The organism is Prosthecobacter sp., assembly GCF_014879935.1.
GTDB lineage: Bacteria > Verrucomicrobiota > Verrucomicrobiia > Verrucomicrobiales > Verrucomicrobiaceae > Prosthecobacter.
The window spans coordinates 1-13,532 of record NZ_JACSRD010000268.1 but is presented as its reverse complement, the minus strand read 5'-3'; the positions used below and the strand labels follow the sequence as shown (position 1 = coordinate 13,532).

The 13,532-nt window shown below is 63.0% G+C and carries 9 protein-coding genes; 1 reads left to right on the top strand and 8 read right to left on the bottom strand.

Going from position 1 to position 13,532, the window contains the following annotated elements; translation table 11 throughout:
• From IAE77_RS29540 to IAE77_RS29505, 8 genes are all read right to left on the bottom strand, one after another.
• Window positions 1-6,357 (bottom strand): GEVED domain-containing protein (locus IAE77_RS29540; RefSeq protein WP_294235047.1); only part of this gene is annotated, 6,357 nt, incomplete at its 3' end.
• A gap of 96 nt (window positions 6,358-6,453) precedes the next feature.
• Window positions 6,454-7,173 (bottom strand): hypothetical protein, encoded by a 720-nt coding sequence (locus IAE77_RS29535; RefSeq protein WP_294235045.1) that lies wholly within the window; start codon window positions 7,171-7,173, stop codon window positions 6,454-6,456.
• A gap of 161 nt (window positions 7,174-7,334) precedes the next feature.
• The gene (locus IAE77_RS29530; RefSeq protein ID WP_294235043.1) at window positions 7,335-8,150 is read right to left on the bottom strand and encodes a methylated-DNA--[protein]-cysteine S-methyltransferase; all 816 of its coding nucleotides are present in this window, start codon (window positions 8,148-8,150) and stop codon (window positions 7,335-7,337) included.
• 431 nt (window positions 8,151-8,581) lie between these two features.
• Window positions 8,582-9,664: an SAM-dependent methyltransferase gene (locus IAE77_RS29525; protein WP_294235041.1), complete on the bottom strand. Its 1,083-nt coding sequence runs from the start codon at window positions 9,662-9,664 to the stop codon at window positions 8,582-8,584.
• Window positions 9,665-10,145: 481 nt separating this feature from the next.
• Window positions 10,146-10,853, bottom strand: coding sequence for a response regulator transcription factor (locus IAE77_RS29520; protein ID WP_294235039.1), 708 nt, complete (start codon window positions 10,851-10,853; stop codon window positions 10,146-10,148).
• 96 nt (window positions 10,854-10,949) lie between these two features.
• Window positions 10,950-11,702 (bottom strand): hypothetical protein, encoded by a 753-nt coding sequence (locus IAE77_RS29515; RefSeq protein ID WP_294235037.1) that lies wholly within the window; start codon window positions 11,700-11,702, stop codon window positions 10,950-10,952.
• A gap of 33 nt (window positions 11,703-11,735) precedes the next feature.
• Complete coding sequence (locus IAE77_RS29510; RefSeq protein WP_294235035.1) at window positions 11,736-11,966, bottom strand: hypothetical protein; 231 nt, start codon at window positions 11,964-11,966, stop codon at window positions 11,736-11,738.
• Window positions 11,963-12,268 (bottom strand): DUF2934 domain-containing protein, encoded by a 306-nt coding sequence (locus tag IAE77_RS29505; protein WP_294235033.1) that lies wholly within the window; start codon window positions 12,266-12,268, stop codon window positions 11,963-11,965. The genes IAE77_RS29510 and IAE77_RS29505 overlap by 4 nt, the downstream gene beginning before the upstream one ends.
• Before the next feature lie 215 nt (window positions 12,269-12,483).
• On the opposite strand from IAE77_RS29505, the gene IAE77_RS29500 reads away from it, so the two are divergent.
• Window positions 12,484-13,532: nucleoid-associated protein (locus IAE77_RS29500; RefSeq protein WP_294235031.1), on the top strand; the 1,049-nt coding region annotated here is incomplete at its 3' end.

Below are 13,532 nucleotides of genomic sequence, written 5' to 3'. Positions count from 1 at the left end.
CGCGCCATTGCTGGCGGTGGGAGTGCCGCTGATGACGCCAGTGCTGGCGTTGAGGGCGAGTCCGGCCGGCAGTGTGCCGCTGGTCACCGTCCAGCCGCTGTAAGGCGTTTTCCCGCCGCTGGCGGTCATGGTCTGCGTGTAGGCGATGCCGAGGGTGCCGTTCGCGGCCGAGGTGGGGGAAACCGACATCGCCGGGCAGACCGGAGTCACGTTGAAAGTCCGGGTGCCCACGCAACCGGCCACATCCGAGGCGCGGATGGTGAAACTGGTCGCCGTGGCGCTGGTCGCCGTGCCTGTGATGATGCCGGTGGTGCTGCCGAGCGCGAGTCCCACGGGCAGCGTGCCATTGCTCACTGACCACGTGATGGTGCCGTTTCCTCCCGTCTGCGTCAGGGTCTGCGAATAGGCGGTGCCCACCGTCGGCGTGGTCAGGGTGGCCGGATTCACCGTGACGGTCGGGCAGGCGATGGTGACGGTGTGATCCTCCACCTCGCCATTGCCATCCGCCCCATCCAGCCCGGGGCTGCTGACGGATGTCAGCCGCACACGGACACCCGCAGTTCCAGGGCTGGCCGCGGCAGGAACGTTGAATGAGAGGCTGCGGTTGGAGTTCGACGTGGCGGTGGCGATGGCGACATTTGCGGCGACCTGCTCGCCAGAGTCGGTGATGACACCGTTGCGGTTGAAGTCGATCCACGCGTTGAGATACGCTGTGGCGCCACTGGTGTTGGTGACATTGACCGTCATGCTGCCCGTGGTGCCGGTGACCAGGCTGGCAGGGAGTGTCACACCATCTTCGTCATCTGCACCGGTGGTGTCGTCACCGGTGGCCGTGGCGTCGGTGGTGGCCGTGGCTTCCACGTCGGTCAGGGCACCGATGCGGAGGTTGGCGTTCACTGTGCTGCTGGCAGACGGGAAGGAGCTGTGGTCCCCGAAGTCGGTGGTGGCCACGGTGCAGGAACCGGCGAGCATGAGGTTGTCCACCCAGGTGCCCGGGCTGCCCCAGTGGACGAATTCAAGCAGGAAGGTCTTGCCGGCGAGCGCCGCGCCAGAGGGAACCGCGGTTCCATTGACAAAAGGCATGTCAAAACTGGTCCACGAGGCGTGGTAAGTGGTCACCGTGTTCGTCCAGGCGGTGCGGTAGGCTGTGCCGTCATGCCAGGTGAGGAAGAAACGCGCGAAGGCGTTGTTCGTGCTCGGGCAGATGTCAGCCAGCACGTTGCCGATGGTGCCCGTGGTGCCGGGAGCGAAGGTGATCGTGGTGTAAAGCGTCTTCGTCACCGGTGTGAGGCTCGTGCGGGCGGCCTCCAGCGCTGTGTTGTAGGTGGTGGAGGTTCCCGTCATGTTCAGGAACTTCGTCCCCGTTCGCATGGGCGGCAGATAGGTGCTGGCGGTTTCCTGATTGATCGTCAGCCCGTTCGAGCCGGTGGCGGGCAGCAATTGCGAGGTGCTGGTGATGGCGGTGTTCTTCACCGCCGGATTCATCGGTGTGGAGCCGGATTCGGAGGTGAACTCCAGCAGCGTGGCCGGATTTGGCACGGCACGCAGGCCGATGTCGATGGTGTTCTCAATGTTCGTGCTGCCGGAGGAGCCAGGCTCCTGGTTGTTCGCCAGCGTGAAGTCCTGGCTGTAGATCGCTGTCCCCGGCCTGCCCGATTGATCTCCGTTGTTGTCATTGTCCCCACCATTGTCGGCCGTGTCCACGGGGCCGCTGGAATACGGATAGCCCGCAGGCGGTGTCGTGATCTCCACATAGTAGCCGGAACCTGGCGGAGCGGTGAAGCTGTACAGGCCTCCACCGGCCGTGGTCGTCGTTCCTTTCAACGTGCTGCCCTGGTAGAGCTTCACGGTGACACCATCGATGCCGGATTCTGCCGCATCTTTGACCCCGTTCTGGTTCACGTCGTTCCACACGAGGTTTCCGACCGTCAGGTTCTCCTGGATCGTCAGGACATGATCCTCCACCTCTCCAGTGCCATCAGTGCCGTCCGCGCCGGGACTGCTGACAGAGGTCAGACGCACGCGCACCCCGGCCGCGCCTGCTGTGGCGGTGCCGGGAACGGTGAAACTCACGGTTTTGTTCGAATTCGAGGTGCCCGTGGCGATGGCTGTGTTCGTGGCCACCTGCTCACCGATGTCGGTGAGGGTGCCGTTGCGGTTGAAGTCGATCCACGCGTTGAGATACGCGGTGGCGCCACTGGTGTTGGTGACATTCACCGTCATGCTTCCCGTCGTGCCTGTCACGATGCTGGCAGGGAGTGTCACACCGTCCTCGTCATCCGTTCCGGTGGTGTCGTCACCCGTGGCCGTGCTGTTCGTGGTGGCGGCGGCCTCGGCGTCCACCGCAGCACCGATGCGCAGCTTGGTATTGGCCGTGCTGCTGGCGGAAGGGAAGCTGGAGTGGTCGCTGAAATCGAGCGTCGCCGGCGGCCGGAAGCCGAAGTCGATGGTCATGTCACCGTACGAGTCGGCGGCGTCATCCAGAGTGTTGAAGGCACCCGTCTCCTTGCCGCTCGACAGCGGTTCCGTGCCTGCGCCGAGGGCAAAATCGGGGCTCACAATGCCATTGGTGGCCGGCGTGGCATCATCCACGCCTTTTTCAGAGGCGTCGTCGTCCGCGGCGGAGCCTGCGGCCACGTTGGGATTGCCGTTTCCGGCGGAGGACACCTTGTTGTACAACGGCCCGGCGATGGCTCCGCCTGACCACCATGAGGGAGTCGTGGCAGCGAAGTTATACGGGTCCACCTGCACGAAGTAGTTGCCCGGGGCCATGCCGGCGAAGAAATAGCGGCCCCCGCTGGTGGTGTAGGCGTCTCCCACCCAGATTGGGGAGCCGCTGGCCGGACGGCGGTAGAGATGCATCAACACATTGTCGATGCCCGTTTCGGCAGCGTCCTTGAGGCCGTTGTTGTTCGTGTCATTAAACACCAGATTCCCCACCATGCCGGTGGTTTGCACGCAGGACTGTGTCAGGCGCACGTTGTCGATGAGCAGCTTCCCGGAGCTGCCGCCAGCCGTGATGAAAACCGTGAGGTAGTTCTGCCCTGCAGGCGGTGGAGGAAGCACGAGCTTGTAGCGGCAGCGACGCCAGTCGAGCGAGTTCCAGGTGGAGTACGGACGGGGATTGGTCAGGAAGTCCCCCGTCTTGGGCTCCTGGAAGTCCGAGAATGAGCCGATCAGCGTGCTCGTGCTCCAGGTGGAGTTCGTGTAGTAGAAGTCGGCGTAGATCTGGCAGTTGTTGCCCGCAGGGGGCGTGTTCGGGGCGGAGGCATCGAACGGCACCCAGTCAAACATGAGGGTGTAGGTGTTCCCGGCGGTCAGTTGCGTGAAGCCGGAGACGACGCTGCCCACAGTGAACTGCTGGCCGACGCACTGGCCCACACGGTCCAGATACACGAAGCGGCTGCCATCAGTGGCACGCGTGCTGTCATTCACATACGAGCCGGAATCGAAGGTCCAGTTGGCGATGTCCGTGTTTGCCTGGGTGGTGCGGGTCTTCGCGATGGCCGAACCGCCGCTGGGGAAGGTGTTGGTGAAGGTCAGGTTGCTGGGATTGGCCGTCTCAAAGCTGCCGTTGGCCAGCAAATTCGTCTGCGTGCAGATGGCGAAGCCGAAGTCCTGCGTGAGGTCGGCGTTCGCATCCGCTGGAATGGGGGCCACGCCGTTGTCCCAGCCGCTGTCCTGCCCGGTCTCGTTGGTGGTCGGCTCACTGCCGGCGGTGAGCGTGAAATTCGGCGTGCGGATGCCGTTGGTGGCTGGAGCGGCGTCGTCGATGCCGTTTTCATCCCAGTCGTCATCGCGACCGTTGTCCGCGCCGTTGCCCAGCAGGGAAACGCGGCCAAAAAGTGGCTCGCCGGACGCGAATTCACTCGCCGGAATCTTCAGGTAGTAAGTGCCCGCGACGGTGGTGATGTGATACAACCCGGCGGCATCCGTGATGTCAGTGCCGACGACGACATTCGACGTGTTCAGGAGCTGCACGGTCACACCATCCACGCCTTCACCGGTGTCAAAGCGGCCGTTGTCGTTCGCATCCACCCACACGAGGTTCCCTGCGGCCACATTCCCCACGACGGTCGTCGTGTAGTCCTCGACCTCGCCGCTTCCGTCCGCCCCGTCCGGTCCCGGGCTGCTGGTGGACGTCAGACGCACTCGCACGCCTGCTGTGCCGAGGGTGGCCGCCGCAGGGACCGTGAAGCTGACCGTGCGGTTTGAACTGGATGTGCCGGTGGCGACGGTGGTGTTTGTGGCCACCTGCTCGCCTGAATCAGTGAGCATACCGTTGCCGTTGAAGTCGATCCACGCGTTCAGATAGGCGGTGGCGCCACTGGTGTTGGAAACATTCACCGTCATGCTTCCGGTGGTTCCAGTGACGATGCTTGCAGGCAAGGTCACGCCATCCTCGTCGTCGCTGCCGCTGGTGTCGTCTCCGGTGGCGGTTGAATCCAAGGAGGCAGAGACTTCAGAATCGACCGTGGCACCGATTCGCAGGTTCGAGTTGGTGTTGCTGCTGGCGCTGGGGAAGGCGCTGTAGTCACCAAAGTCCGTCGTCGCTGCCACGATGGTGACCAGGTAGTCTTCGACCTCGCCGTTGCCAGAACTGCCGGTGGGGCCGGGATTGCTGGTGGAACTCAGTCGGAAGCGTGCGCCGACCGCGCCATTCACCGCCGTGGCAGGAACGCTAAACGTGTAGCTTTGGGAGACACCATTGGTGCCGTTGGCCACCGTCTGGTTGACGATGACCTGCTCTCCCGTGCCCGTGAGAACGCCATCGTTGTTGAAGTCGATCCAGCCGTTGAGATAGGCGGTGGCACCGCTGGTGTTGAGGCGTTTGATCGTCACGCTGCCGGTGGAACCCGCCACCAGCGTGTCCGGCAGGGTCACGCCGTCCTCGTCGTCGATGTCATCGATGTCGTCGCCGTTCGCTGTGTCGGAAGTGCGTGCCGCCGTCTCGGTGTCGCTCTCATTCCCCAGCCGCAGCGTGCTGTTCCAGTTGCTGCTGGCACTGGCAAAGCGTGAGTAGTCGCCGAAGTCCTGTGTGGCGGCGCTGATGTCGGTGAAAGCTACCGCATGCGGGCCGTTGAGGTTCGCTGTGATCGTGCGGACCGTGGCACCGGAAGGTGAGTACACTTGCAGTTGGTTCTCACCGTAGTCCACGACGTAAAGGTTGCCGTCCGGTCCCCACTTGATGCCGGTGTATGGATTCGAGCCGGCGTCCATCGACACGAATGTCGTGCGCGTGCGTGCCGGGAAGGTGATCACGTCCACGCGCCCGGTGCTGTTGGTGTTGTCCCGCACGTTCACATACAGCCGGCCGTCCGGTCCCCAGGCCAGGCCACGCGGATATTCGTTCGCCGGCCAGGTGGCGATCGTTGACTGGAACGTGCCCGCAGAGTTGTACAGCCGGAGGCTGCCAGCAGACGTGTTTTGCGTCACATAAATCTGTCCTGCGGTGTCAAACACCAGACCTGCGGGATTGGTGGTGGTGAGCACCGTTCCCAGCACCGCGCCTGTTGTCTGGTTGAAGCGCAACACATTCGCTGCGTTTTGATTCGCGATGTAGATGCTGCCATCCGTGCTGACAGCCATCTGGTAGGGGAAATTCAGGCCGCTGCCGGATGCCACCAGCGTCCCGAGATAGGCCCCGGTGAACGGGTTGTACTTCGTGATCGTGTTGGAGGAGCCGTTGGCCACCAGGAAAGTGTTGTCACTCAGACGGTAGCCGTAGTTTGGAGCGCTGAGCCCTGAGGGTGACCACGTGGCGAGCGCCGCGCCATCCGCTCCGTTGAACCGGGCGATGGTGTTGTTGTTATAGTTGACCACCACCAGCGCGAAGGGCGGAATCACGGTCAGTTGATGGTCTTCCACCTCACCGTTGCCATCTGCACCGTCAGGCCCGGGGCTGCTGTTGCTGGTGAGGCGCACGCGCACTCCCACCTGACCGGCGGCCGCCACTGAGGGGGCGGTGAATGAGATGGTTCGATTCGAGTTCGACGTGCCGGTGGCGATCGTCGTGTTGGTGGCGACTTGTTCGCCGGAATCCGTCAACGTGCCATTGTTGTTCCAGTCGATCCAGGCGTTGAGATACGCGGTGGCACCGGACGTGTTCGTCACGTTGACCGTCATGCTGCCCGTGGTGCCCTGGACGATGCTGGTTGGAAGGGTCACGCCATCTTCGTCGTCACTGCCGGTGGTGTCGTCACCCGTGGCGCTCGTGTTGGTGGTGGCGGCGGATTCGGTGTCCACCGTGGCACCGATCCGCAGATTGACGTTGGCGGTGCTGGAGGCACTGGGAAACGTGTTTTTGTCACCAAAGTCCGCGGTTTGCGCCTGGGCCCCGGCCGAGGTGAGGAGCATCACGAGCGCAGCCCACGCAAAAACAACAAGACGCGCCGCTGGCAGGCGGCACGCCGGAGCGTCGGTTCGTGATGGGCCGTCCCTCATGGGGTGCTTTCAGAGCATGGTCGCGCGGGTCAGGTGGCGGGCGCGGCGGATCAGGTGCGCTGCGGCCGCTGCGAACAGCAGGAAAGCGGAGCCCGGTTCGGGCACCACGGCGGTCTGAAGGCTGAAGTCCAGCGGCGTGGCGTTGTAAGCCCCCGGGCCGCGGTCATCGTTTGCACCACCGATCACGGCGGTGTTCGCGTCAGACAGATGCCAGTTGTAGGAGCCGCCGGTGTCGGCCGGGTCTGGAATCAACCAGTCCGCACCGTCGAGCGAGTCTCCCACGGAGGTGCCGTCAGTCACCAGCGCCCATTCGCTTGAGGGCACAATGCTCTTCGAATTGTAAACCCAGAGATAAACGATTTCGTCCTGCGCGAAGATGTCCCCGGGGTTGGCGTCGAGGGAACTGGACGTCCCGTCTATCTGATGATCCACCGTGCCGACAAAAAATTGCTCCGTGGCGTTCCAGCCATTCAAGTCAGGGTCATAAGCACGGTCCATGACCTTCCAGTTGGCTGCCCACTGGTCCACGTTGCCATACGTCGGCACGAAGGAGCCGAAAGTGCCGATCTCGAATGAGAATGACGTGTCCAGCGGATTGCCATTGCTGTCGAACAGCAGGTCATTGAAGGCGCTGTCCCAGAAAACAGTGCTCGCTCGCACGGGCGCACAGAGGCAGGCCAGCGCGGCGACGAGCGCGAGGGCGGGTTTGGTCAAGGAGGGGATTTTCATGGCGGAACGAGGGGATTAAGGCGATTCAAGGGCAGCCTGGCGCGTCAATCGATCAGGCTTATTATAATTATAATAACCACAAGGCCTAAAACAAGACTTTTCGAGACATATTTTTTACATGTCTAAAATTTCTCTCACACCCACCACCCCAGTCGCTTCCGTCACTCGCGGTCTGGAATTCCGCCTTCCCAGCCTAGCATCACCCTCTTTCGTGCCGCTCCCCACCGGTAGTGCCCGGACACCCCGGTTTCCCGGATCACCCGGTGGCAGGGGATCAAATAGGCCAGAGAATTCGCCCCGACGGCCGATCCCACCGCCCGCGCGGCCCCGGGATGCCCCACAGCCTCCGCGAGCTGGCCGTAACTGACCAGGACTCCGCACGGAATCCGCATCAGCGCCCGCCAGACCCGCACCTGGAAGGGGGTTCCGCGCACCCACGCCCGCAACTCGCCCCGGGACCCTGGCTGAAACATTTTCGCCGTGATCGCCTCTGCCACGGAGTCATCCCAGCGGACAGCAGCGTTCGGCCAGGCGGCCAGAAGGGAGCCCGGATCGCGGTTTTCGACGAATTCCAGGAAACACACCCCTCGCGGGCCTTCGCCGACACAGCACAACCCGAACGGCGTCTCGGCAAACCCCGCTCCGATCTCCCAGCCGGCCCCTCCGGCCTTCAATTCACCTGGCGTGGCGGCCTCCAACGTCACGCAGAGGTCGTGCAGCCGCCCGGCCGAGGACAAACCCGCATCCAGTGCCGCGTCGAAGACGCTTTGCCCGCTCCGCAGCCGCTCGCGGGCATTTTCCAGCGTCAGGCATTGCAGGAAATCCTTCGGCGTCACCCCGGCCCAGCGTGAAAACAGGCGATGGAAGTGCCCGGCGCTCAATCCTGCCGTCGCCGCCAGCTCATCGAGCCCCGGCTGCTCAAGCTGGTGGGCATCGAGGTAGCGGATCACCCTGGCCACGCGTTCGTAATCGGTCATCCGTCACTCTGCCCCGCCCGCCGCCCGCAAGCCACCCGGTTCTTGCGGCGAAGACACGGTTTGGACCAAGATCTGGCTTCAGGGGAAAAGAGAGGCCACGAGGAGCCGACAGCAGAAGGAAGGGATAAAAAAACCGCAGTCTCCTCCTCATGACTTCAGGCTGAAAAATTCTGCTGTCATCCATTCTGCTGTCACCAGTCTGGAGAGTCCGGATCCCCCCTGAGGAGATGACAGCAGAATGACCGACAGCAGAAGGAAGAAATCCAGACCGCAGTGTCTCTATCCTCCTGCAAAACCACAGCCTTGGCGATGATCTCCACGACTGCCTGATCTCATCCTGAAAAATTCCGCTGTCATCCATTCTGCTGTCACCAGTCTGACAATTCCGGCATCAATCCCACACCTCCATCACTCCACTCCGACCCGCCGCCTCAGGTCGTCTCGAAGAACAGCGTGAACTCGTGCCGGTTGTAGGTCAGGTGCGTTTGGGCCAGCAGCTTCAGTCCGGCCGCGCCCGCCATGCCGGTGATGAAGCGAAACAAGGCGCAGGGCTCCTCCACCGTCTCGATGCGGGGCACTTTGAGCGTGAAGACGATCAAGCCGCCCTTCTTGAGAAAGCGTGACAGGCGGATCACCTGCTCGATCGACTCCTCCGGCGGGCCGTTCATGTCGCACAGCAGCGCATCAAACATCGTGCGCGTTTTGGGCTCGAACGCCGCCACATCCTCCAGCACAAAGCGCAATCCGGGCCGGCCATCGAGCCGTTTGTCCAGCGGTGCGCGGTCGATCGCCGTCACGCGTTGCTTGCGCGACAGCAGCTCGGACGTCATGCCACCCGGACAGGCCCCCAGTTCGATCCAGTGGCTGTGCTCCGGCATCGGCGGCCGGTACAGCAGCAGGTAATGCAGCGCCTCGGCGATCTTCGCCCCGGCGCGGCTGATCGTGTCCGGTGAATCCTGGTCGATGAACTTGCTGCCGCCCGGATACAGGCCGTTGCAGGCCCGTGGACTCTGCATGCCGCAGAAGAGCCCCTCTTTTCCCACCAGGCAGAACAAGGTCTCCGCCGTAGCATCCTGCTCCTCCACCGCACCTGCGCCCAGTTGCGGGAACAACTGCAGCACCCGGCCGCGCAGGTTCGACGCCAGGCTGCGGTAGTACTTGTCCGGTGAGGTCGGATGCAGCGTGCCGATGAAGATCCCCTGCGGATTTCGTGCGCCGAACTTCTTCAAAAGCGTTTGCGCCGCCTTTTCGATGAAGCCGTCCATCTTCTGCGGATTGCACGGCCAGGTGTGGTCCATCGGCAGGTTCCAGCGGGCGAATTTGGCCGCCTCCGAGCGTTGGATCGCCTCCGGTGTGGCGGTTTTGATCAAGTAGTAGTCCAGTCCCAGCCGCGTGTGAGAAACGGCACCGAAACGCCGCAGCACCTCACCGGCGATTCCCTCAAAAATCTCAGGAATGCGCACCAGCCAGGGCGCGGGCGGGGCAGGGGCTTCGTGGGACGCGGAATCGATCATGGAGTCGGCATGCACTCGCCCGTGTCCGTCATCCATGCAAGCCGGTGAACCGAAGTCCGGTCTCTTCGACCGGCCTTATGCACCCTGAATCTTGCGGGAACCCCGGCCATTCGATGACTCCGGTCTGAACTAGGCAGTAGAATGGTGGCAGTAGAATGACTGTGAGGCAGTCTTCATTCCTCAATCCATTCTCCCGACTAACTACACAGTTTGTCAGCATGAAATGGCTGTTGAGTTTGGTAGAAAAATTAGGGGTAGAAAGATTTTCCGATCCAATTTTTCTACCCCAAATTTTTCTACCCAATCAGCATCCGAATCGGTGCAGAGATTTGGGGGCCAGTTACTCCCTGTTCCACACTCAGCGCAGCGGAGTTCGGTTGCTACTGCCCCCATTCGACTGCCTGCCCTGCTGTTGATTCGTTTTGCGTGGACTGTCATGACCGTTGCTCACGTCGTGGGTGGCACCGGGCTATTCCACCTCTCAATGGGGCGTTCCGGACTTCCGCGTCATCCATTCGACCGCCGCACGCATCAGTTCCGGGGCGGTGGTCAGTCCCAGCTTCGTTTTGATGTGCGCACGGTGCGCCTCGATCGTCTTCACGCTCAGACGCAGCTCCTGCGCGATCATGCTCGTGCCGTGGCCCTTGCCCAGCAGCTCAAAGACTTCCAGCTCGCGGTCACTCAGTTTGGAAACGGGATCCCCCGTCGGATCGCGCTGGCCGGTGATGAAGGTGTTCAGCATGCGAAGGTGCGCCGAGGCGCTCAGGTACAGCTCCCCCCGCAGCACCTGGCGGATGGCCGCCACCACCTGCTCCGGCGGGGCCTGCTTCATCAGATAACCACGGGCCCCGGCACGCAGCGCACGCTCCGCATACAGCGACTCCTCATGCATCGACAGCACCAGCACGGGAATCTCCGGCCGCATCGCCTTCAGCGCCTTCACCAGCTCGATGCCGTTGGTGTCCTTCAGCGTGATGTCCGCCACCACGATGTCTGGAACGACCTGGTCCACCAGCTCCAGCGCATGGCTGGCCGTCTCCGCCTCCCCGCAGATGATCAGGTCCGGCTCATGCTGCAGCAGCATGGCGATGCCTTTGCGGAAGATCGGGTGGTCTTCCACCAGCAGCACGCGGCGCTGCATGCCCGTCTCCGGTTGTCGTCCCTGGTTGCTGGCGGGAGGTTTCATCATGAGGTTGCCTCCGCCGCGACATTCTTCGTTCGGGTCAGACAGGGCGGCCGCTGCCACGAGCATCCGGGCGGCTGTTTCCGTGTCGGGTTCCTCATCTCAGGCGACCTCGTCGAGACTCCGCTCCCTCCCGCTCCAGACCGGTGTCGGAAGCGCTCGGATCGGAGTTGTCCTGGGGAGTGGCTCATGAGCGGATGCCGCCAGCGGCTCATCCTGCATCAAAACGAATCCCGGGCCTGCTTCGGCCGCCAGGAAATCATCGTCCGCCGCTCCCAGGTGCGCGGCCAGCTCGCGGCGCAGCCTTGCCGCCTCCGGCCCATCCACGATGAACATCACCCACCGGCGCGTGATGCCCGGCAGCCAGCGGCAGCGGATCTCCACGCGCACACAGCGGCAGGAGCGCAGGCCCGGCGGCGCCCCGCGTGTGATTGACCAGCCTGTCACGTCGCGCGGCTTTAATACGCCGATCCCGCTCACATGCAGCCGGCCCTGGCGGAAAACGATGCCCTGCGGACCGGCCATCATCACAAACAATCCCAGCCGGAACATGCGCGCGGCAAACCATCCGCACGCCGCGCCGCACAGCCACCGCCCGGGCGTGATCATCTCCCCCTGGGCCGCCCGCCACCACAGCACCGTCATCACCACCGCCGTCACCAGCATCGACGTCACACACACGGTCGCATGCACGCTCCGTTTCACCTGCTCATAGTGCGCCCAGTTGAAACGCGCAGCCTGCACAAAGCGCCGCTCCTCCACCGCATGCCCCCCTGCCAGCGCCAGCCCCACCGCGGCCGCGCCGCCTGGGTCCAGGCCGGCCTGCATGGCGCGGTCACGGATGCATCCGTTCATGGCTGTTTTCGATCTCCTGCGTGAAACCGCCGCTCACTCGTTGATCCCGCCGTGGTGCCAGCTCACCACCGAGCTGCACATCATGCGGAACCGCGTGGGCTGCGGCACGCTTTTGCTGACACCGTCCGCCGTGGACAGCCGGATGTCGTGCATCACGGTCTGACGGGCGCCGGACAGTCTGTGTCTGGTCTCTCCACCGCCGCCGGATGACGGTGCGGCGGACTCCAGATACTCGAAGGCAAACGGAACAGTGGTCGCGTTCATGAGCATGCTTTCGTTGGCAGTTGAAAAACGTTCTCCTGGTTGAAGCCGGACACCGTCTCCGTCTCACGCTCCCAGAACTCCTCGATGTCCTCGTGCGCGGCGGGCACGAAGGTGTTTTGATGCGAGTAGGCTTCCGCCAGCTCACGTTCGGCGTGCAGCCAGTGTTCCGGCCGCAGGTGCGCGCAGCCTTCCTGTTTCCAGTATTCGAAGGCAAGGAAGGCGATCTCCTTGTCCGAGGGATACGAGCCATGGCTGGATGACTCGCCCGATGCAGCAGGTGCTTGAGGGCTCAGTGTGATCATGGTCTTGAGTGGTTGAAAAAAGCTCACGGAAAACTCACGCCAGTCTGATGATTTCCCGTTCGTCCTGCAATCAGCACGCCCCTGTTCGGCTGCTAGGGGATTCCACGAAGCCCGCGAGGCGGTGCGCCTTCGCCGCCAAATCGCAACCCTGTCCCTCCATCAGGCCATGAAATGCTTTGCGTCCCGGCATTTCCGCCCAACTCTCCGCGCCCCGCATGTCCGTCAAACTCCGCCTCAACACCGCCACCGCCACCAAAGCCGTCCTCGCCAAGATCGGCAATCCGCAACGCGAGGAACCCCTGCAAACCTCGAAGGAAGCCTTCGAGATCGCCGAAAAAGACCAGGAGGCGCTCACGGCCATGTTCTTGAAGCCCTTCAAAAACCTCATCGGCCATCGCTTCACCCACCACGCCTCGCTCGACCAGCATGAGCTGTGCACCTGCGCCAAGGCCATCTTCACCGACGCCGATTCCTTGCTCGACCGCGGCATCGAGATCGCCAAACGCCTCTACGCCAAGTCCAACCACCCCAACATCAAGTCCGGCGACCTCTGCATCGCCCTGCTCAAGGAGATCCACATCGAAGGCCAGCTCGTGAACGGCCTCTGCATCCTCAAATCCGACAGCGTCACGCCCTTCCTCACCATCACCGCCCGCAACGGCGACCTCCGCCTCTCCACCGAGCACGGCATCAATCCCGACAAGATCGACAAAGGCTGCCTCATCCTCGATTACTGGGGCGAAAAAGGCTACTACGTCCTCACCTTCGACCGCGGCGGTGGCGACACCCGCTTCTGGGTGCGCGAATTCCTCGGTGTCGAGGCCGTGCCGGATGCCGCCTTCCTCACCAACGCCTACGCCAAGATGGCCGTCTCCTTCCTCGAGGAGCAGAACGTCACCACCGGTGGCGATGACGACACCCCGCCGTGGGAGACCGCCACCGCCGCCAAAGGCGCGCTCGATTACTTCGAGGACCGCGAGAAGTTCGAGCTGAAGGAATTCGAGCAGGAAGTCCTCAAATCCCCCGAGACCATCGCCCGCTTCGAAGAACACCGTGCCCGCGTCGAAGAAGAACAAGGCCAGCCGCTCGAGACCTCCTTCGAAATCTCCAAGAAAGACCTCACCAAGGCCAAGAAGCGCATCGCCGCCGTCCTCAAGCTCGACACCGGCGTCGAGATCCACATCAAGCCTGGCAACACCGACTCCGATCCCCAGCTCGAACGCGGCTACGACGACAAGAAAGGCATGAAGTTCGTACGATTCAC